13 protein-coding genes are annotated in these 18,243 nt (G+C 63.3%); 6 read left to right on the top strand and 7 right to left on the bottom strand.

The window, feature by feature from the left end; all coding sequences use genetic code 11:
- Nucleotides 1-23: 23 nt before the first annotated feature.
- From VEC01_RS20090 to VEC01_RS20080, 3 genes are read right to left on the bottom strand one after another with little or no spacing between them, the layout of a single operon-like run.
- A complete protein-coding gene (locus tag VEC01_RS20090) occupies nt 24-410 on the bottom strand; it encodes a Rieske (2Fe-2S) protein (RefSeq protein WP_414691480.1) in 387 nt (128 codons plus the stop codon).
- Entirely contained in the window at nt 403-1,062 is a 660-nt protein-coding gene (locus VEC01_RS20085) for an HAD-IA family hydrolase (RefSeq protein WP_324902696.1), read from the bottom strand. The genes VEC01_RS20090 and VEC01_RS20085 overlap by 8 nt, the downstream gene beginning before the upstream one ends.
- Nucleotides 1,063-1,113: 51 nt before the next feature.
- Nucleotides 1,114-2,121 carry an RluA family pseudouridine synthase gene (locus VEC01_RS20080; RefSeq protein WP_324902695.1) on the bottom strand — a complete coding sequence of 336 codons (1,008 nt, stop codon included), beginning with the start codon at nt 2,119-2,121 and terminating at the stop codon, nt 1,114-1,116.
- A gap of 700 nt (nt 2,122-2,821) precedes the next feature.
- Here VEC01_RS20080 and VEC01_RS20075 point away from each other — a divergent pair.
- The 3 genes from VEC01_RS20075 (at nt 2,822) to moaA (ending at nt 8,291) form a co-directional block, all read left to right on the top strand.
- Nucleotides 2,822-5,719: an Rne/Rng family ribonuclease gene (locus VEC01_RS20075; protein WP_324902694.1), complete on the top strand. Its 2,898-nt coding sequence runs from the start codon at nt 2,822-2,824 to the stop codon at nt 5,717-5,719.
- Between the two features lie 87 nt (nt 5,720-5,806).
- Nucleotides 5,807-7,141 carry a chromate efflux transporter gene (gene chrA, locus VEC01_RS20070; protein ID WP_324902693.1) on the top strand — a complete coding sequence of 445 codons (1,335 nt, stop codon included), beginning with the start codon at nt 5,807-5,809 and terminating at the stop codon, nt 7,139-7,141.
- Nucleotides 7,142-7,175: 34 nt separating this feature from the next.
- A complete protein-coding gene (gene moaA / locus VEC01_RS20065) occupies nt 7,176-8,291 on the top strand; it encodes a GTP 3',8-cyclase MoaA (protein WP_324902692.1) in 1,116 nt (371 codons plus the stop codon).
- Between the two features lie 320 nt (nt 8,292-8,611).
- Here the strand turns inward: moaA and VEC01_RS20060 are convergent, their stop codons facing one another.
- The 4 genes from VEC01_RS20060 to VEC01_RS20045 form a co-directional block, all read right to left on the bottom strand.
- Nucleotides 8,612-10,615: an acyl CoA:acetate/3-ketoacid CoA transferase gene (locus VEC01_RS20060; protein ID WP_324902691.1), complete on the bottom strand. Its 2,004-nt coding sequence runs from the start codon at nt 10,613-10,615 to the stop codon at nt 8,612-8,614.
- Nucleotides 10,616-10,706: 91 nt separating this feature from the next.
- Nucleotides 10,707-12,020 carry a hemolysin family protein gene (locus VEC01_RS20055; protein ID WP_324902690.1) on the bottom strand — a complete coding sequence of 438 codons (1,314 nt, stop codon included), beginning with the start codon at nt 12,018-12,020 and terminating at the stop codon, nt 10,707-10,709.
- Nucleotides 12,021-12,117: 97 nt separating this feature from the next.
- Entirely contained in the window at nt 12,118-13,572 is a 1,455-nt protein-coding gene (gene rmuC, locus VEC01_RS20050) for a DNA recombination protein RmuC (RefSeq protein WP_324902689.1), read from the bottom strand.
- A gap of 57 nt (nt 13,573-13,629) precedes the next feature.
- Nucleotides 13,630-14,031, bottom strand: a complete 402-nt coding sequence (locus VEC01_RS20045; RefSeq protein ID WP_324902688.1) for a group II truncated hemoglobin — start codon at nt 14,029-14,031, stop codon at nt 13,630-13,632.
- A 475-nt stretch (nt 14,032-14,506) separates the two neighbouring features.
- Between VEC01_RS20045 and VEC01_RS20040 the strand changes: the two genes are divergently transcribed.
- The 3 genes from VEC01_RS20040 (at nt 14,507) to gmd (ending at nt 18,231) form a co-directional block, all read left to right on the top strand.
- Complete coding sequence (locus tag VEC01_RS20040; RefSeq protein ID WP_324902687.1) at nt 14,507-15,913, top strand: undecaprenyl-phosphate glucose phosphotransferase; 1,407 nt, start codon at nt 14,507-14,509, stop codon at nt 15,911-15,913.
- A gap of 182 nt (nt 15,914-16,095) precedes the next feature.
- Complete coding sequence (gene galU, locus VEC01_RS20035) at nt 16,096-17,040, top strand: UTP--glucose-1-phosphate uridylyltransferase GalU (RefSeq protein ID WP_324902686.1); 945 nt, start codon at nt 16,096-16,098, stop codon at nt 17,038-17,040.
- 3 nt (nt 17,041-17,043) lie between these two features.
- Nucleotides 17,044-18,231, top strand: coding sequence for a GDP-mannose 4,6-dehydratase (gmd, locus tag VEC01_RS20030; protein ID WP_324902685.1), 1,188 nt, complete (start codon nt 17,044-17,046; stop codon nt 18,229-18,231).
- The last annotated feature ends 12 nt before the right edge of the window (nt 18,232-18,243 follow it).

The raw sequence follows: 18,243 nt of genomic DNA, 5'->3' as shown, positions 1-18,243 counted from the left end.
CAATACCCTGCAATGTAATGGTGTCAGGCCAGCGCCGGCTTGATGTAGTCGTCCGGCGTCCAGTACACCTGGCTGTCCTTTTCGAATACCGTGATCCGGCGCAACCGCCCGCCTCGGCAGGGACCGCCGGCGCAGTGGCCGCTCTCGGGAACGTATACGGCCCCGTGCGTCGAGCACATGATGTACAGACCGCCTGATTCGAAGAATTCACCCTCGTTCCAGTCCAGCTCGATTGGAACGTGCGCGCAACGGTTGAGGTAGCCGTATACCGTGCCGTCGTAGCGCACGACAAAGCCCGTACCGTCTTCCCCGCCTGCGGTAACGGGAAAGCGTACCCCCTTGCCGCCGTCCTCCAGATCGGAGGACGCGCATACAGGAATGGCAATTTCATTCATTTCGGAATTATGCATTTTCGCTTAGCCAATTGTGCAGCTCCGGAACAGAACTGGCGATGTACAGCGGATCGAGCGCCTGCAACTCCGGTGCCGAATGCGCCCCGTAATGAACGCCGATCCCGGCGGCGCCGGCATTGATCGCCATTTGCAAGTCATGCGTGGTATCGCCGATCATCAGGGTACGCCTCAAATCCTGACCGAGTTCCCGGGTCAGTTCCAGCAACATTGCCGGATGCGGCTTGGAAAAGGTTTCGTCCGAGCAGCGCGTCGCATCGAACGCAGACATCAGGTTCGCCGCGTCCAGCGCACGGTTCAGCCCCACCCTGCTCTTGCCGGTGGCGACCGCCAGGAAATACCCTTGCTGCGCAAGGTCGGCGAGCATCTCGCGCACGCCGTCGAACAGCGTCAACCCCTTGTCCTTGGTCAGGTAATGGTAGCGGTAGCGTTCCACCATGTGCGGATAGTATTTCGGTTCCAATCCGGGCAGCACGGCCTGCATCGCGTCCTGCAGGCCGAGGCCGATGACATAGGCGGCCTGCCTGTTGTCCGGAACCGGCAGCCCAAGGTCCCTGGCCGCTGCCTGGATGCAGGTGACGATGGTGGACGTGCTGTCCATCAGCGTCCCGTCCCAGTCGAATACGATTAAATCGAATTGCTTTCTTGCCATGATTAACGCAGTCGTGCTGCAAACTTGTTGATATTCTGTACCGCAGCGCTGTCAGGCAGCCTTGCGCTCGAGACTTTTCAGGAACTGCTCGCATTCCGGCGGCAATGCTGCTTCCAGCGTCACCGGATCGCCGCTGTCCGGGTGACGGAAGGTAATCCGGTAGGCGTGCAGGAACATGCGCTTGAGCGCGATCCGCCCGCCATCCGCTTTCTGCAGCGCCTTGTTCAGCGCGAAGTCCCCGTATTTGTCGTCACCCGCAATCGGAAAGCCGTTCGATGCCAGATGCACCCGGATCTGGTGGGTACGCCCTGTTTTCAGTTCGGCCTCCACCAGCGCGAACCCCCCGTACCGCCGCACCAGGTTGAAGATAGTATGCGAAGCCATGCCGTCAGCCTGCACCCGCACCCTGCGCTCGCCGTCCGGCGTCGTGTATTTAAACAGCGGCAGCTTCACATGCTGGCGCGCATTACGCCACTCACCGTGCACCAGCGCCAGGTAGCGCTTGTCGAGCTGCCCCTCGCGGATCTGTTCATGCAGGTTGGTCAGTGCCGAGCGCTTCTTAGCCAGAAGCAATATTCCGGATGTCTCGCGATCCAGGCGATGCACCAGCTCCAGGAACTTGGCCTGCGGGCGCGCCGCCCGCAACTGCTCGATCACGCCGTAACTTACACCGGAGCCGCCGTGGACCGCGACGCCGGCCGGCTTGTCGATGACCAGCAGGTGCGCGTCCTCGAGCAGGATGCGGAATTCGGCGGCCGGTGCGGCCTGGGTTATCTTTTCGGCAACCCGAACCGGCGGAATGCGTACTACGTCACCTTCCTGCAGGCGGTAGGTCTGGTCGATCCTGCCCTTGTTCACCCTGACCTCGCCGGAACGCAGGACGCGGTAAATATGGCTTTTCGGCACGCCCTTACAGACGCGCAACAAAAAATTGTCGATGCGCTGGTCCGCTTCCTCTTCCGAAATGGTCACCAGCCGGACCTGCGCGGGAGCCCCGGCAGACCGGTCTACAGAAGCCGAATCCGCCCCCTCCCCAGAAAATCTCGCTAAGTCCTTCATTTTGCAGATATAATTGTTTCGTACCGGTTACAAACGGGTACGCGTGTGAGAATAAAAAGCACATTCTACACAGGGGCGTCTCCATCGGCCTCGCCGAATTGCAAATTCGATGGAACCGGGTGCGGCTGAAAACGAACAAAAGCGCCGAAGCGGGACGAGGAGCAGCATGGTCACAGGACAGTGCGCGAGACGACTGCGGGATTGGACGCGATTGCCAGGTTCAGGCATGCCCGTAAATGTGTATGCACCGTCTTTGCGCGCATCAGGGTCGCACCGTAGTTGCGATCGGGTGGCGCGCGTCGACGTTGGACAAGATTGCTTGAACGTTAAGGATAAGTCCGGCGAGCACGCCGAAATCGGATGCTCGCTGGTTTGATGTGTTTGACCCTGTTTGCCGATTCTGCCGGACTCCATGTTCTGTTTGGCTCCTTTTCACTGCCCGCTGCCCGACGCCGCGCCCGACAAGGTCTCTCCCGACCCTGCCGTCTTGCGCGCCGAGGATGCTGCGTGCGTGCGGCATACGCATCGATCACATCCGCGCCCCGTTGCGGCCCCCGCGCTTCTGTACTGCGCTCCCGCACACTAAGGCAGTTCCCTCCCTCAAGCACTCCGACCTCGCGTACATCCCTGTATTTTGCCGCACTGGCGGGTTTCGCCAACTGCGGTCCTAGAGTTGACCCAAGAGTCACGGAGTAAAAAAATGAAACGCATGTTATTCAACGCCACGCAGCAGGAAGAGCTGCGCGTGGCGATCGTCGACGGGCAGAAGCTCATCGACATTGACATCGAAACGACCGGCCGCGAACAGCGCAAGTCGAACATTTACAAGGGCGTCATCACCCGCATCGAGCCCTCGCTCGAAGCCTGCTTCGTCAATTACGGCGAGGAACGCCACGGTTTCCTGCCGTTCAAGGAAGTGGCGCGCAGCTACTTCAAGGATGGTATCGATGTGCGCAACGCCACCATCAAGGATGCGCTGCGCGAAGGCCAGGAAATCATGGTCCAGGTCGAAAAGGAAGAGCGCGGCAACAAGGGCGCGGCCCTGACATCCTTCATTTCCCTGGCCGGCCGCTACCTGGTATTGATGCCCAACAACCCGCGCGGCGGCGGCGTCTCGCGCCGGGTTGAAGGCGAAGACCGCCAGGAGCTGCGCGAGACCATGGACAAGCTGGAGATCCCCTCCGGCATGTCGGTCATTGCCCGTACCGCCGGCATCGGCCGCAACGTGGAAGAGCTGCAGTGGGACCTGAATTACCTGTTGCAGCTCTGGCGCGCGATCGAAGGCGCCGGCCAGTCGGCACCGGGCGCCTTCCTGATCTACCAGGAGTCTTCGCTGGTGATCCGCGCAATCCGCGATTATTTCCAGCCTGACATCGGCGAAATCCTGATCGATACCGACGACATCTACGAACAGGCGCAGCAGTTCATGAGCCACGTGATGCCGGACATGGTGCACCGGGTCAAGCGCTACCGCGACGATGTGCCGCTGTTCTCGCGCTTCCAGATCGAACACCAGATCGAGACCGCCTACTCCCGCACCGTTCCCCTGCCCTCCGGCGGCGCCATCGTCATCGACCACACCGAAGCCCTGGTGTCCATCGACGTCAACTCGGCCCGCGCCACCCGCGGCAGCGACATCGAAACCACCGCGCTCCATACCAATCTCGAAGCCGCCGACGAAGTGGCCCGCCAGCTGCGCCTGCGCGACCTGGGCGGCCTGATCGTGATCGATTTCATCGACATGGAGAACGCGAAGAACCAGCGTGAAGTCGAGACCCGCCTGAAGGATGCGCTGCGTTACGACCGCGCCCGCGTGCAGATGGGCAAGATATCCCGTTTCGGCCTGATGGAGCTGTCGCGCCAGCGCCTGCGCCCGTCGCTCTCCGAGGGCAGCCACGTGACCTGCCCGCGCTGCAACGGCACCGGCCACATCCGCGATACCGAGTCTTCCGCGCTGCAAGTGCTGCGCATCATCCAGGAAGAGTCGATGAAGGAAAACTCCGCCGCGATCCATGTGCAGGCGCCCGTCGATGTGGCCGCCTTCCTGCTCAACGAGAAGCGCGGCGAGATCCTGAAGATCGAGACCCGCCACCGGGTGACGGTCATCCTGATCCCGAACAAGCATCTTGAGACGCCGCATTACAAGCTCGAGCGAATCAAGCACGACGACCCGCGCCTGGAAGAACCGCAGGCCAGCTACGACATGGCCGAGGAAGCGGATACCGACATCAGCTACGGCAAGCGCCAGAAAGAGGAAGTGCGTCCGCGCCAGGAAGCCGTGGTCAAGGGCATCACGCCGGATCAGCCTGCGCCGATCGTGGAACGCAAGCCGGTCGAAGCAGCGCCTGCGCCCGCCCCGGTCCCCGAGCCGCAACCTGTGGAAGAAGGTTTCCTGAGCCGCGTGTTCGGGTTCTTCCGCAAGAAGCGCGTTGCCCCGGTTGCCGCACCCGCCGCACCGGTGGTCGAGGAAAAGCCGGCGCAGCCGCGCGAACGCAGCGACCGCAATGGCCGCGGCCGCAACCGCCGCAGCCGCGGCGGCCGTGACCGTGGCGAAGAGCGCGACACCGGCCGCAACGAGGCCCGCGAGGAGGCCGTGAAGCAACCGGCAAGTGCATCTGAAACCCAGCAGCAGCCGCGTCCGGCGCGCCCGCCGCGGGAGCCGAGGGAGCCGCGTGAACCGCGCGAGGCCCGGGAACCGCGCGAAGTACGCGAGCCGAAGGAGGCACGCGAGCCGAAGGAAGCGCGCGAGCCGCGTGAACCCCGTGAACCGCGCGAGCCGCGTGAAAGCAATGAGTCCCGCCGTGAACGCCAGCAGCGCCAGCGCGAGGAGCGCCGCGAAGCAGCCCCGGCAGAAGAACTGCTGACCGCCGCTCCGGCCGCCCCGGCCGCCCCGGCCGCTCCTGCGGCGATGCCGGTAGCCGCACCGGAAAGCGTTCCGGCAGCCGACACCGAGTCCGATGACATCGCCGTAGTCGCCGCCGATGGTCCGGGCGAACAGGGTGAACAGCAAGGCGATGAACGCCGCCGCCGCCGCCGCCGCGGCGGGCGCAACCGCAACCGCCGCGACCGTGAGAACGGCGAGGTCTTGGCTGGCGAATTCGATGCCGAAGAAGGCGCAGCGGAACCGCAGGCGGTGCAGCTCGAGATCGCCGGACTCGCCGCGCCGGAAGCTGCCGTTGCGGTGACCGAAGCGGTGGTTGCGGAAGCGTCGGAACAGGCGCCGGCAGAAACCGCCGTTGCGGCAGAGGTTGCAGAACCGGTAGCGCCGGCGGCCGTCGCCGAGGCGCCGGTTGCCGCGCCTGAGCCTGTGCAGGTCGCAATTGCACCGGCACCGGCTCCGACGCCGGCTCCGGCTCCGGCTCCGATGCCGGTTGCGGCGCCGGTTGCAGAGCTTGCCCCGGCCCCGATGCCGCTCGACCAGTTGCGCGATGTGCTGGCCGCCGCCGGCCTGACCCTGGCAGTGACCGATCCGGAAAAGCTGCGCGCCGCGCAGGAAGCGGCGGCGCAAATCGTGCCTGCTCCGCGCGTACCGCGCGTGCGCAAGCCGTTGCCGCCGGTGTCGAACGAACCGCTGGTCCAGGTCGAGACACGGCGTTGATCCTGCCGCGTTTCCGGCAATAAAACAAAAAGGGAGCGTATGCTCCCTTTTTGTTTCGCACATCATTTCCGCCGCAATGAACCAGGCATGAGCCATCCTCCTTCAGAAGCCCCCGCGGCCGTTTCCCTCGCGGCAGCCTTTCGTTACTGGCTGAAGCTGGGTTTTATCAGCTTCGGGGGGCCGGCCGGGCAAATTGCGATCATGCATGCCGACCTGGTGGAAAAGCGGCGCTGGATTTCCGAGCAGCGCTTCCTGCACGCGCTGAACTACTGCATGCTGCTGCCAGGGCCGGAGGCGACGCAACTCGCCGTTTATATCGGCTGGCTGATGCACCGCACCGTGGGCGGCATCATCGCCGGCACCCTGTTTGTGCTGCCGTCGCTGCTCCTGCTGATGCTGCTGTCCTGGCTCTACCTCGCCTTCGGCCACACGCCGCTGGTCGCCGGAGTGCTGTACGGCATCAAACCGGCAATCGTCGCGATCGTGCTTGCGGCGGCCTGGCGCATCGGCTCCCGCACGCTCAAGACTCACTGGCTGACCGGCATCGCCGTCGCGGCGTTCATTGCGATCGCGCTGCTGGACCTTCCCTTTCCGTTTGTCGTACTGGCGGCGGCGCTGGCCGGATTTGCCGGAGGGCGGCTGCTTCCTGCGAAATTCCGCACGGGAGGGGCGCACGAGGAAAGGTCTCGCTCCTCGTATGGCCCGGCACTGATCGACGACACCACGCCGACGCCGGCGCACGCCCGCTTTTCATCGAAAAAACTGCTTGTCGTCGCCGCAGCCGGCATCCTGCTCGCCGCTGCGGCTTGGGCGATGCTCGCATTTTTTACCGGTACGAGCGGCCCTCTGGCGCAGATGGGCTGGTTTTTCACGAAAGCGGCGCTGCTGACCTTCGGCGGCGCTTATGCGGTCCTGCCCTACGTGGTCCAGGGTGCGGTGGAGCACTTTCAATGGCTCACCCCGACCCAGATGATCGACGGCCTGGCACTCGGCGAAACCACGCCCGGGCCGCTGATCATGATCGTCGCATTCGTCGGCTTCGTCGGCGGCTGGACCAAGGCCGTGTTCGGCCCGGAAGCGCTGCTGCTCGCCGGCGTCGCCGGTGCGGTCGTTGCAACGTTTTTCACCTTCTTGCCGTCCTTCATCTTCATCCTGGCCGGCGGTCCCCTGGTAGAGGCCACGCGCGGCAATATCCGGCTGACCGCGCCGCTCACCGCGATTTCCGCCGCGGTGGTCGGCGTCATTGCCAGCCTGGCGGTATTCTTCGCCCGTCATGTTTTTCATCTTGGAAACTCGCCGGCGGAATGGGACTTCACCGCCATGGCGATTGCGGCGCTGGCGGCACTTGCACTGCTGCGCTACAAGGCCGGCACGATCCCGCTGATCGCCGCCTGTGCGCTGATCGGTCTCGTGGTATCTTAAGCGGGACTACCAAACGCTCAGTTTGCACGCACGAATGGCAGAACGATTTATTCCCCTGGTCGACTGGCGCCAGACCAACGCGTCGCCGTCCATTCCCTCCCATCTGGAAGCGCCGACCGGCCTGCTTGCGGACACGCTTGCGCGGCCGCTGCAGGACTTGCGTATCTCGATCACCGACCGCTGCAATTTCCGCTGCGTCTATTGCATGCCGAAGGAAGTATTCGACAAGAACTACCCCTTCCTGCCGCATTCGGCGTTGCTGACCTTCGAGGAAATCACCCGCATCGCGAAAATCTTCGTCGCGCACGGCGTGCACAAGATCCGGCTGACCGGCGGCGAGCCTCTGCTGCGCAAGGATGTCGAGAAACTGATCGCCATGCTGAGTGCGCTTCCCACATCGGACGGCCGGCCGCTGGATCTTACCCTGACCACCAATGCATCGCTGCTCGCGCGAAAGGCGCAGGCCCTCAAGGATGCGGGACTGCAGCGGGTCACCGTCTCGCTGGATGCGCTCGACGAAACCGTGTTCCGGCGCATGAACGATGTCGACTTCCCCGTTTCCGACGTATTGCACGGGATTGAAGCCGCGCACAACGCCGGACTGGGCCCGATCAAGGTGAACATGGTGGTCAAGCGTGGCATGAACGACCAGGAAATCCTGCCGATGGCGCGGTACTTCAAGGGCTCGCCATTCATCCTGCGCTTCATCGAATACATGGACGTCGGCGCCAGCAATGGCTGGAAGATGGATGAAGTGGTGCCGTCGGAAGAAGTGCTGCGCCGCATCGGCGCCGAAATGCCGCTGGAGGAGATCGACCCGAACTATACCGGCGAGACCGCCGAGCGCTGGCGTTACAAGGACGGCGGCGGCGAGATCGGGGTCATTTCCAGCGTCACCCGCGCCTTCTGCAGCGAATGCACGCGCGCGCGGCTGTCGACGGAAGGTAAGCTCTACACCTGCCTGTTTGCCACTGGCGGCCATGACCTGCGCACGATGCTGCGTGACGGACGAAGCGATGCCGAGATTGCATCCACGGTAGCGCATATCTGGCGCGCACGCGGCGATCGCTACTCGGAGTTACGAACGGCAAATACCGATTTGACCGATCAGGCAATACGCAAAGTCGAAATGTCGTATATCGGTGGATGAGAGCGGGGTTTCGCGAAGCACTGCTTCGCGCCGCGTGAATCCGAGCCGCCTGCCAGCGGCGAGGTGGATAAGAGCGCGGTTTCGCGAAGCACGCGTTGCGCCGGCAAATAGTTATGCCGAAAACCGCGCCTCCCGCTGCATCCCGCCGTCATTCCCGCGAAGGCGGGAATCCATCGTGCGGTAGCCGAACAGAGGCCCTATGGATTCCCGCCTCCGGGGGAATGACGGGGTGGAAGCAGACGGGTGCGCCAACAACGTACCCGCGCGCGGCAGGCACAGGCTATCCGCCCTTTCCCCGGCATCCGCCCTTCCGCCACCGCCTAGGTATCCGACAGATGCGAAAAAGCCTCTTCCCTGCTCGCATACAGTTGCGGCTCCGTCTGGTGCCGCCGGAAGGCGGTGCCGAAGTAGCTGCGCATGAAGGCGCTGCCGGTATAGCGCGTGACCCGGCTGTAATAGCGTCGCGACAAGTCGTGCACCATCTCGACATAGGCGTCCAGCAGTTCCGGCGCGATCGAGAAATTGTCGTAGTTGACGACCGCCGGCACCTTCCGGTCTAGCGGCTTGAGCAGCGCTTCCACCTGGTCGCGGATGGCTTCGATGTCGGCCACGTTCTTCACTTCGAAGCCCTCGAAATTCACGAAGAACACGTTGCGCTTGGCGTTGTAAGTGAGCCGCTGTTCCAGCGGGAGGTAGAGAATATCGTTGCGCAGCCCCATCGGCCCGGGCCGGAAGATACGCGCATCCATCAGCTTGAGCTGCGGGCTGACCGCCGGCCGGAAGCGCATCTGCGCCAGCACGTCGCGCTCGAGGTCGATGCCGGGCGCGATCTCGATCACTTCCAGGCCTTCCAGCACCAGGCGGAACACGCAACGCTCGGTAATATAGAGCACCGTCTGTGCGCGCTGCATTGCATATTCGCCGCTGAAGGTGCGGTGCTCGACCGCATCGACGAACTTCACCATTTCCCCTTCGCGGCGGATCCGCAGCTGACCGTCGGACACCGCGACCTCCAGGTTGCCGGCAGTGAAGGTGCCGACGAACACCACCTTCTTCGCGTTCTGGCTGATGTTGATGAAGCCGCCGGCGCCGGCCAGGCGCGGGCCGAACTTGCTGACGTTGAGGTTGCCGTGGCGGTCGGCCTGCGCCAGCCCGAGGAAGGCCACGTCCAGTCCGCCGCCGTCGTAGAAGTCGAACTGGTACGGCTGGTCGATGATGGCCGCGGCATTGGTCGCCGCGCCGAAATTCAGCCCGCCTGCCGGAATGCCGCCGATCACGCCGGGCTCCGCGGTCAGCGTCACCAGGTCCAGCACCTTCTCCTCGGCGGCGACCGCGGCCACGCCTTCCGGCATGCCAATGCCAAGATTGACCACGTTGTTCGGCTTGATCTCCAGCAGCGCGCGGCGTGCGATGATCTTGCGCTCGCTCATGCCCATCGGCTGGAGCGACGACATCGGCACCCGCATCTCGCCCGCGAAGGCCGGGCTGTAGGGTTCGATGAAGGTCTGCATCTGGTATTCCGGCTTCTCCGCCACCACCACGCAGTCCACCAGCACGCCCGGGATCTTCACCTGGCGCGGGTTGAGTGAACCGCTTTCGGCGATGCGCTCGACCTGCACGATCACGATGCCGCCGGAATTGTGCGCCGCCATCGCTATCGCCAGCGCTTCCAGCGTCAGCGCTTCCTTCTCCATCGTCACGTTGCCTTCCGGGTCCGCGGTAGTGCCGCGGATGATGCCGACGTTGATGGCCTGGGCCTTGTAGAACAGGTATTCCTTGCCGCCCACATGCATCAGTTCGACCAGGTCTTCGGTGGTGCGATCGTTGATCTTGCCGCCGCCGTGGCGCGGGTCGACGAAGGTGCCCAGTCCGACCGTGGAAAGCAGGCCGGGCTTGCCCGCGGCAATGTCGCGGAACAGGTGGGTAATGACGCCTTGCGGCAGGTTGTAGGCTTCGATCTTGTTGGCGATGGCAAGCTGCTGCAGCTTCGGCACAAGTCCCCAGTGGCCGCCGATGACGCGCTTGATCAGCCCCTCGTGTCCGAGATGGTTCAGCCCGCGGTCCTTGCCGTCGCCCTGCCCCGCCGCATAGATCAGCGTAAGGTTGGCGGGCGAGCCCTGGCCCAGCATCTCTTCCTCGCTGTCGAGGAATCGCTTTTCGAGAGCGACCGCGATATTTTCCGCAAAGCCGATCCCGACGAAGCCGCCGGTGGCAATGGTATCGCCGTCATGGATGAGCCGTACCGCTTCGGCGGCGGTGACGATCTTGTGTCGGTGGGATGGCCGGGATCCCCCGGACATCGGGTCCGGTATGCGGTGTACCATGACTTCCTCCTCGGGCAGGTCGTGTACCGTATCTATGCTGGTAATGATATTTGCAGGCGCAGTGTTGCCGCGGCGCCGCGCGCGCGCCCGCCTATTCGGCCACGGCAGGCGCCTCTTCCGGCGTCACCAGCTTGCGCTTGGCGAGCACCTTGTCGATGCGCTTGCCGTCGAGATCGACGATTTCAAAAGTCCATTCTTCCCAGTCGCAGATATCGGTCGTCTGCGGCAGTTTGCCGAGCAGCAGCATGAGCATGCCGCTCAGCGTGTTGTAGCGCCCCCGCTCCTCTTCCGGCACGACTTTCAGGCCGAGACGGTCCTTCAGCTCGGGAACCGGGATCAGGCCGTCAAGCAGCCAGGAGCCGTCCTCTCGCTGCACCGCCCACTGGTCTTCGGCGCGATGCGTCTTGAACTCGCCGGTGATCGCTTCCATCACGTCCTGCAGCGTGACGATGCCCTGCACCTCGCCGTATTCGTCGATGATGAACGCCAGCTGCACATTGGAATTCTTGAAGTTTTCCAGCAGTTCCATGCCGGTCAGCGATTCCGGCACGAACACGGCGGGCTGCAAATGTTCGATCAGGTTGGGTTTTTCGCCACGCAGCGATTGCGCCAGCAGCTGGCGCGCATTGGCCACCCCGAGCACTTCTTCCCAGCCGCCGCGCACCACCGGAAAGCGCGAATGATCGCTCTCCTCGAAGCGCCGGAGGTTTTCCTCCAGCGGTTCGTTGACGTCGAAGTACACCACGTCGCTGCGCGGCACCATCAGCGACGCGATCTGCCGGTCGTCGAGACGGAACACGTTGCGCACCATCTGGTGCTCATGCTGTTCGATCACGCCGGCACTCGAGCCTTCGGCCAGCATCAGGTTGATTTCCTCCTGCGTCACGCTCGGTTCGGCGCGCTCGCTGACACCCAGCGCGCGCAGCACCAGCTGCGTCGAGCCGGAGAGAAACCTGACGAAGGGCTTGGTGACCGCGGCCAGCAGAAGCATCGGCCGCGCCACCAGGCGCGCGATGACTTCCGGGCTCATCTGTCCCAGGCGCTTGGGCACCAGTTCGCCCAGCACGATCGTGAAATACGTGATGCTGACGACGACCAGGCCGGTGGAAAGATATTCCGCCCAGACGCCTTCGACGCCCATGCTGTTGAGCCAGACGCTGAACGGGTGCGCCAGCGTCGCCTCGCCGACGATGCCGTTAAGCACGCCGATCGATGTGATGCCGATCTGCACCGTGGACAGGAAACGGTTCGGGTCGTCCCCCAGCTTGATTGCCGCATGCGCGGCGGCGTCGCCCTCGTCCGCCAGCTTCTGCAGGCGGGCCCGGCGCGCGGTGACCAGCGCGATCTCGGACATGGCGAAAACGCCGTTAAGAATGATCAGACCAAACAGTATCGCGATTTCCATGGCTTACTTGGCCGGGTTGCAGGAATGTGGAGTCGATGAAGCGAAGAAACGATTTGCACAAGTTATCACAAATTGCCGCCGCCTCATCCGGAATAGCTCAGTCTTCGCCCGGTTCGACCGGATCGGTGCCGAGCAGCAGCCTTGCCGTCTCCGAAGGCAGCGCTTCGACCGACTTGAGCTTGCGCGTCATCTGGCGGGTCCGCGTTTCCGCCTGCTCGATGTTCTTCGCCGCCCGTTCCAGGGTCGCCTTCGTCACGGCAAGCACGTCGCCGAACTTGGCGAATTCGGTCTTCACCGCTCCCAGCACCTGCCACACCTCGGCGGAACGCTTTTCCAGCGCCAGCGTGCGAAAGCCCAGTTGCAGGCTGTTGAGCAGCGCCGACAGCGTCGACGGCCCGGCGATGGTGATGCGGCAGACGCGCTGCAGCTCGTCTGCCAGGCCTGGACGGCGCATCACCTCCGCGTACAGTCCCTCGGTGGGCAGGAACAGGACCGCGAAATCGGTGGTCAGCGGCGGCGACAGATATTTCTCGGCAATGCTCTTTGCTTCCACCCGCACCGCGCGCTCCAGCTCGCGCCCGGCGGCGGCCACGCCGTCGGCGTCGGCCAGCTCCGCCGCTTCGGCCAGCCGTTCATACTGTTCCTTCGGGAACTTGGCATCAATCGGCATCCAGACCGGACGGTCGCCCTCTTCCTGTCCGGGCAGCTTGATCGCAAATTCGACGCGCTCGCCGGAGCCGGGCACGGTCTCGACGTTCTTTCCGTACTGATCAGGCGTCAGCACCTGCTCCAGCAGCATTTCGAGCTGGACTTCGCCCCAGGTGCCGCGTGTCTTCACGTTGGTCAATACCCGCTTGAGGTCGCCGACACCGATCGCAAGCTGCTGCATCTCGCCCAGCCCCTGGTGCACCTTCTCCAGGCGGTCCGATACCAGCTTGAAGGATTCGCCGAGACGCTGCTCCAGCGTCGCATGCAGCTTTTCGTCGACAGTCCTGCGCATTTCCTCCAGGCGGGCCGCATTGTCGGTTTGCAGGTCGCGGATCTTCGCCTCCAGCGTGCCGCGGATTTCCGCCATGCGCTGCGCATTCGATTCAGTGACGGAGGACAGGGTCTGGTTCAGGGTATCGCCGAAGCGTTTCAGTACCGCTGCCTGCTCCTCGCGGCCCGCCTGCGCCTGGGTGGCGATCGCAACCCGCATCGACTCGAGTTGCCGCGCGTTGGCTTCGTTGAGCTTCGCAAGCTGCTGCGCAAAGGAATCGATCTGGTTGTTCTGGATCGTGGCAACGCTGGTTAACTGCGCCGCCAGCGCCTGCTGGAACTGCGCGAAATTGCCGCCCAGCTCCTGGCGTGTGCTTTGCGCGGCAGTCTGCACCTGGTTGCGCAATTCGCGTTCCACCCTCTCGCTGGTCTGTTGCTGATGGTTTTGCAGTTCGCTTTGCAAGCGCTGGAGCTGCGCGGCCGCGTTCGCGCCGCGGCCGCGCAGCAGCAGGATGACCTGCAGGATGACCGCCAGCACGACCAGCAGCAGTGTGACGAGTTCAATTGTATTCATGCCTTGTTCCCTCGGCGTCCGGGAAAGTTGTTGTCGGAGTGGGGAAACGGCCTGCGGTCAGCCGGCCCTGTTGCGCATCCAGTCCGCAGTCTGGAAGAACGATTGCATCAGGCGCTGCTGCAGCGCCTGGTCGATGCCGAGATCCTGCATCGCCAGTGCCATGCAGCGCAGCCAGTCGTCGCGCTCCCGGGATGCGATCGCATAGGGCATATGGCGCGCGCGCAGCCGCGGATGACCGAAGCGCTCGATGTAGCGGTCCGGACCGCCTGTCCAGCCGCACAGGAACCAGTGCAGCTTGTCGCGCGAGCCGTCGAGGTCCGCCGGGTGCATCGCGCGCAGTTGCGCGAATTCCGGTTCGAGTTGCATCAGATCGTAAAAGCGGTCTACCAGTGAACGCAGACCGTTTTCCCCGCCCAGCAGTTCGAATACCGGCCGGTCTTGAGCGTCTTCAGTTGTCATGGTGCGAATGATAGCGCATCGCGTATCCGCCCGGAATCATATTGCCGCCATCTCAACTTTTCGCTCTCCGCGACAGGTCCCGGAACATGTTTCCCTGCCTTCCATCGTGCCTTCCGCACGACATGCCTTGCCCAAATTTTCAGCAGTTTTTGGGCACGTTTGATTGCGCACAACAGTAACTTTGACTCGTAGCAACCCCCCGTTTGACCCTTCGCAAGCAAACGGTACTTAGCAAAATCTGCACTTCTTTAATGATTACTATTGCCTAAAAGGTAATAACAAATGTCGCTCGCGCAGTGCGTTTTTCCGGGGCGCGGTTCTGGAAAAAACAGCCGGTTGCGATGAAGTGTTGAAGTTGTTACCGAAGGTCGGAACCGGTCCGCGCAACCCGTTTCGGCGCACGGCAACTCGCAAGCATAACGCAAACGAGCGGCCTAGGCTTGCCCCCGGAGCAGACGACGAAAAGCAAAAAGCCATGCGAGACTTGATCATCACAAATTCTTCCCGGTTGGAATTCTCGATGCGCGTGACCGACGTCCTCGCGCTCGAACTGGCCGGCGGTCTTGCCAGCCTCATTCATTTCCAGATTCCGTTGGTCGACACGCCCCCGATCCACACGGTATTGCTGCATTTCTGCAGCGCACTTGCCTTCCTGCTGTTTCCGCAGCTTGAGCTGTATGGTTCCTGGCGCGGCCGCTCGCTGGCCGACATGTTCCTGCGCCTGGCAGCATCATGGGGACTCGTTTTGCTGGTGGGGCTGTTCTTCAGCTTCCTGATCCACCATGTCGGCAATGTGTCGCGCCTGTGGATGTTCTACTGGTATGCGACCGGCGTCAGCTTCCTCATGCTCTATCGCATCGGCGTGTACTACGGGCTGCGCTACCTGCGCACGAAGGGTTTGAACAACAAGCGCGTCGTTCTCGTCGGTTATGGCAGTACCGGGCAGGAAATGCACCGGCGCGCACTGCAGCAGGACTGGACCGGATATGACGTGATGGCTGTCTATGCCGAGGGTGACGATGCCGACCGGATCAAGGATCCGGGTATTGCCCGCATCGGCAGCCTGCAGGAGATCCACGATTACGTCGTCCGGAATCATATTCACGAAATCTGGATCACCCTGCCGCTGATGGCTTCTCCGCGCCTGCAGGAATTGCAGTACCTGCTGCGCAACACGCTGGTCGACATCCGCTGGGTACCCGACGTACTCGGCCTGCAGATGCTGACCAACAAGATGGGCAATTTCCTCGGCCTGCCGGTGGTCGACCTGAACCAGCCGATCTCGAGCGGCGTCAACGGCATCCTGAAAGACATTTTCGACAAGGCGTTTTCCCTCGCCGCGCTGATCCTGCTGCTGCCGCTGTTCATCGTGATCGCGATCCTGATCAAGCACTCCTCGCCGGGGCCGGTGTTCTTCCGCCAGCCACGCCTCGGCTTGAACGGCCGCCAGTTCAACGTCTACAAGTTCCGCACGATGAAGGTGCACCAGGAGACAGGCAAGGTGACCCAGGCCACCCGCGACGACCCGCGCGTGACGCCGATCGGCGCCTTCCTGCGTCGCACCAGCCTCGACGAACTGCCGCAATTCATCAACGTGCTGCTGGGCGATATGTCGGTGGTCGGCCCGCGTCCGCATGCGCTGCAGCACAACGAGATGTACAAGGACCTGCTCGAGATGTACATGCTGCGGCACCGCGTCAAGCCGGGCATCACCGGATGGGCGCAGATTCACGGGTACCGCGGCGAGACCGACACGGTCGACAAGATGGCAAAGCGGGTGCAGTTCGACCTCCATTACATCCAGAACTGGTCGCTCTGGATGGACCTGCGCATCATCGCCTGGACCGCGTTCCGGGGGTGGACCGGAGCCAACGCCTACTGACCCCCGGCGCGTCGCACCGCGGTTGGCGGACGTTTGGAAAGAGAACGGTTATGCATTACCCGAAGCTGCAATTCGACAGTGTCCCGCCTGTGTCGCGGCGGGCCGAATGATTCACTGACCAGGGAGCGGGCCCGGCGAGCCCGGTCCTGCTTTCTCAACCGTAGAAACCCAGTAGAGAAACCATGCACAAGAAAATCACGAAAGCCGTATTCCCGGTCGCCGGCCTCGGCACCCGTTTCCTGCCGGCGACCAAGGCCAGTCCCAAGGAAATGCTGTCGATCGTCGACAAGCCGCTGATCCAGTACGCAGTGGAAGAAGCCATGGCCGCAGGCATTACCGAAATGATCTTCGTCACCGGCCGCAACAAGCGCGCGATCGAGGACCATTTCGACAAGGCATACGAACTGGAAGCCGAACTGGAAGCGCGCAACAAGGAATCCCTTCTGGAAGTGCTGCGCAGCATCAAGCCGGATCATGTCGAATGCTTCTACGTGCGCCAGGCGGAAGCTCTCGGACTGGGGCACGCTGTGTTGTGCGCCGAACGACTGATCAACAATGAACCGTTCGCCGTGATGCTGGCCGACGACCTGCTCGACGGCGAAACGCCGGTGATGAAGCAGATGACGGCGATGTACGAGCAGCACGGCTGTAGCCTGCTCGGCGTCGAGACCATCGCGCGCGAACAGAGCCGGTCCTACGGCGTGGTCGCCGGCACCGCTCATGGCGAACGCCTGATCAAGCTGCACGGCATCGTCGAAAAGCCTGCTCCCGAGAAGGCGCCGTCGACGCTCGGCGTCGTCGGCCGCTACGTGCTCACGCCGGCAATCTTCCAGCATTTGCGCAACCTGAAGCCTGGCGCCGGGGGCGAGTTGCAGCTCACCGACGGCATCGCGTCGCTGCTGGCGCAGGAATCCGTGCTCGCCTATCAGTTCGAAGGCATCCGCTACGACTGCGGCAGCAAGCTCGGTTACCTGCAGGCGACGGTGCAGTTTGCGTTGCGCCACCCGGAAGTGCGCGAGGAATTCCGCGCCTTCCTGCAAAACCTGCCCTTCGGCCATCCGGCCACCCCCGGGCAGACAGGACTTTCGCACAAGCCGGCGGCGGAAGCGATTGCACTTGCGAGCTGAGCCATGTACATGAACGACCTCTCCCTGACCCATCCCCCCGTTACGGATCCAGACGCGAAGGAGAAGACCGCATCGGGCGGCGCGTCGAAAGTCGCGCTCATCACGGGCGTCAGCGGTCAGGACGGCGCCTATCTCGCGGAATTCCTCCTGGGTAAAGGGTACATCGTGCACGGCCTGAAGCGCCGCACCTCGCGCTTCAATACCGACCGCATCGACCACCTGTACCAGGGGCCGCAAGAGGGAGAACGCCGCTTCATCCTGTATCACGGCGACATGACCGACTCGTCCTCGCTCATGCGCATCATTCAGGAAACCCAGCCGGACGAGATCTACAACCTGGCGGCGCAAAGCCATGTTGCGGTGTCCTTCGAAGAACCGGAGTACACCGCCAACTCCGACGCGCTCGGACCGCTGCGCATCCTTGAAACGGTGCGCCGGCTCGGCATGGAGAAAAAGACCCGCTTCTACCAGGCATCGACAGCGGAAATGTTCGGCCAGGCCGGCGACCGGCCGCATTCGGAGGACACGCCGTTCCGGCCGCGCAGCCCGTACGCGATCGCTAAGCTGTACGCCTACTGGATCACGGTGAACTATCGCGAGGCGTACGGCATGTACGCCTGCAACGGCATCCTGTTCAACCACGAGTCGCCGCTGCGCGGCGAGACCTTCGTCACGCGCAAGATCACGCGCGGGCTGGCGCGGGTGGTGCTCGAGCAGCAGGACTGCATCTACCTCGGCAACCTGGACGCGAAGCGCGACTGGGGCCATGCACGCGACTACGTCGAAATGCAGTGGCGCATGCTGCAGCAGGAGCAGCCGGAGGATTTCGTGATCGCGACCGGCATCCAGCGCAGCGTGCGCGAGTTCGTCGATGCAGCCGCGCGCGAACTCGGCATGACCTTGCGCTGGGAAGGCAGCGGTGTGGACGAAGTCGCACTGGTCGCCGACCCGGGGCCGCAGGCGAACATCAGCACCGGCCAGGTCATCGTGCGGATCGACCCGCGCTATTTCCGGCCCACCGAGGTCGACAGCATGGTCGGCGACGCGGCCAGGGCCCGCGAAAAGCTCGGCTGGGCGCCGAAGACTTCATTCGAGGAAATGGTCAGGGAGATGGTGCGCAGCGACCTGGACGCGGCGGCGCGCGACCAGCTGCATCACCAGCACGATTCCGCCCACCTCTACCACGAATAACAGCGCGGCCCG

The sequence above is a fragment of the Noviherbaspirillum sp. genome, from assembly GCF_035627455.1.
Lineage (GTDB): Bacteria > Pseudomonadota > Gammaproteobacteria > Burkholderiales > Burkholderiaceae_D > Noviherbaspirillum.
The sequence above is the reverse complement of the archived record's forward strand: the minus strand, read 5'-3'. Positions and strand labels throughout refer to the sequence as shown.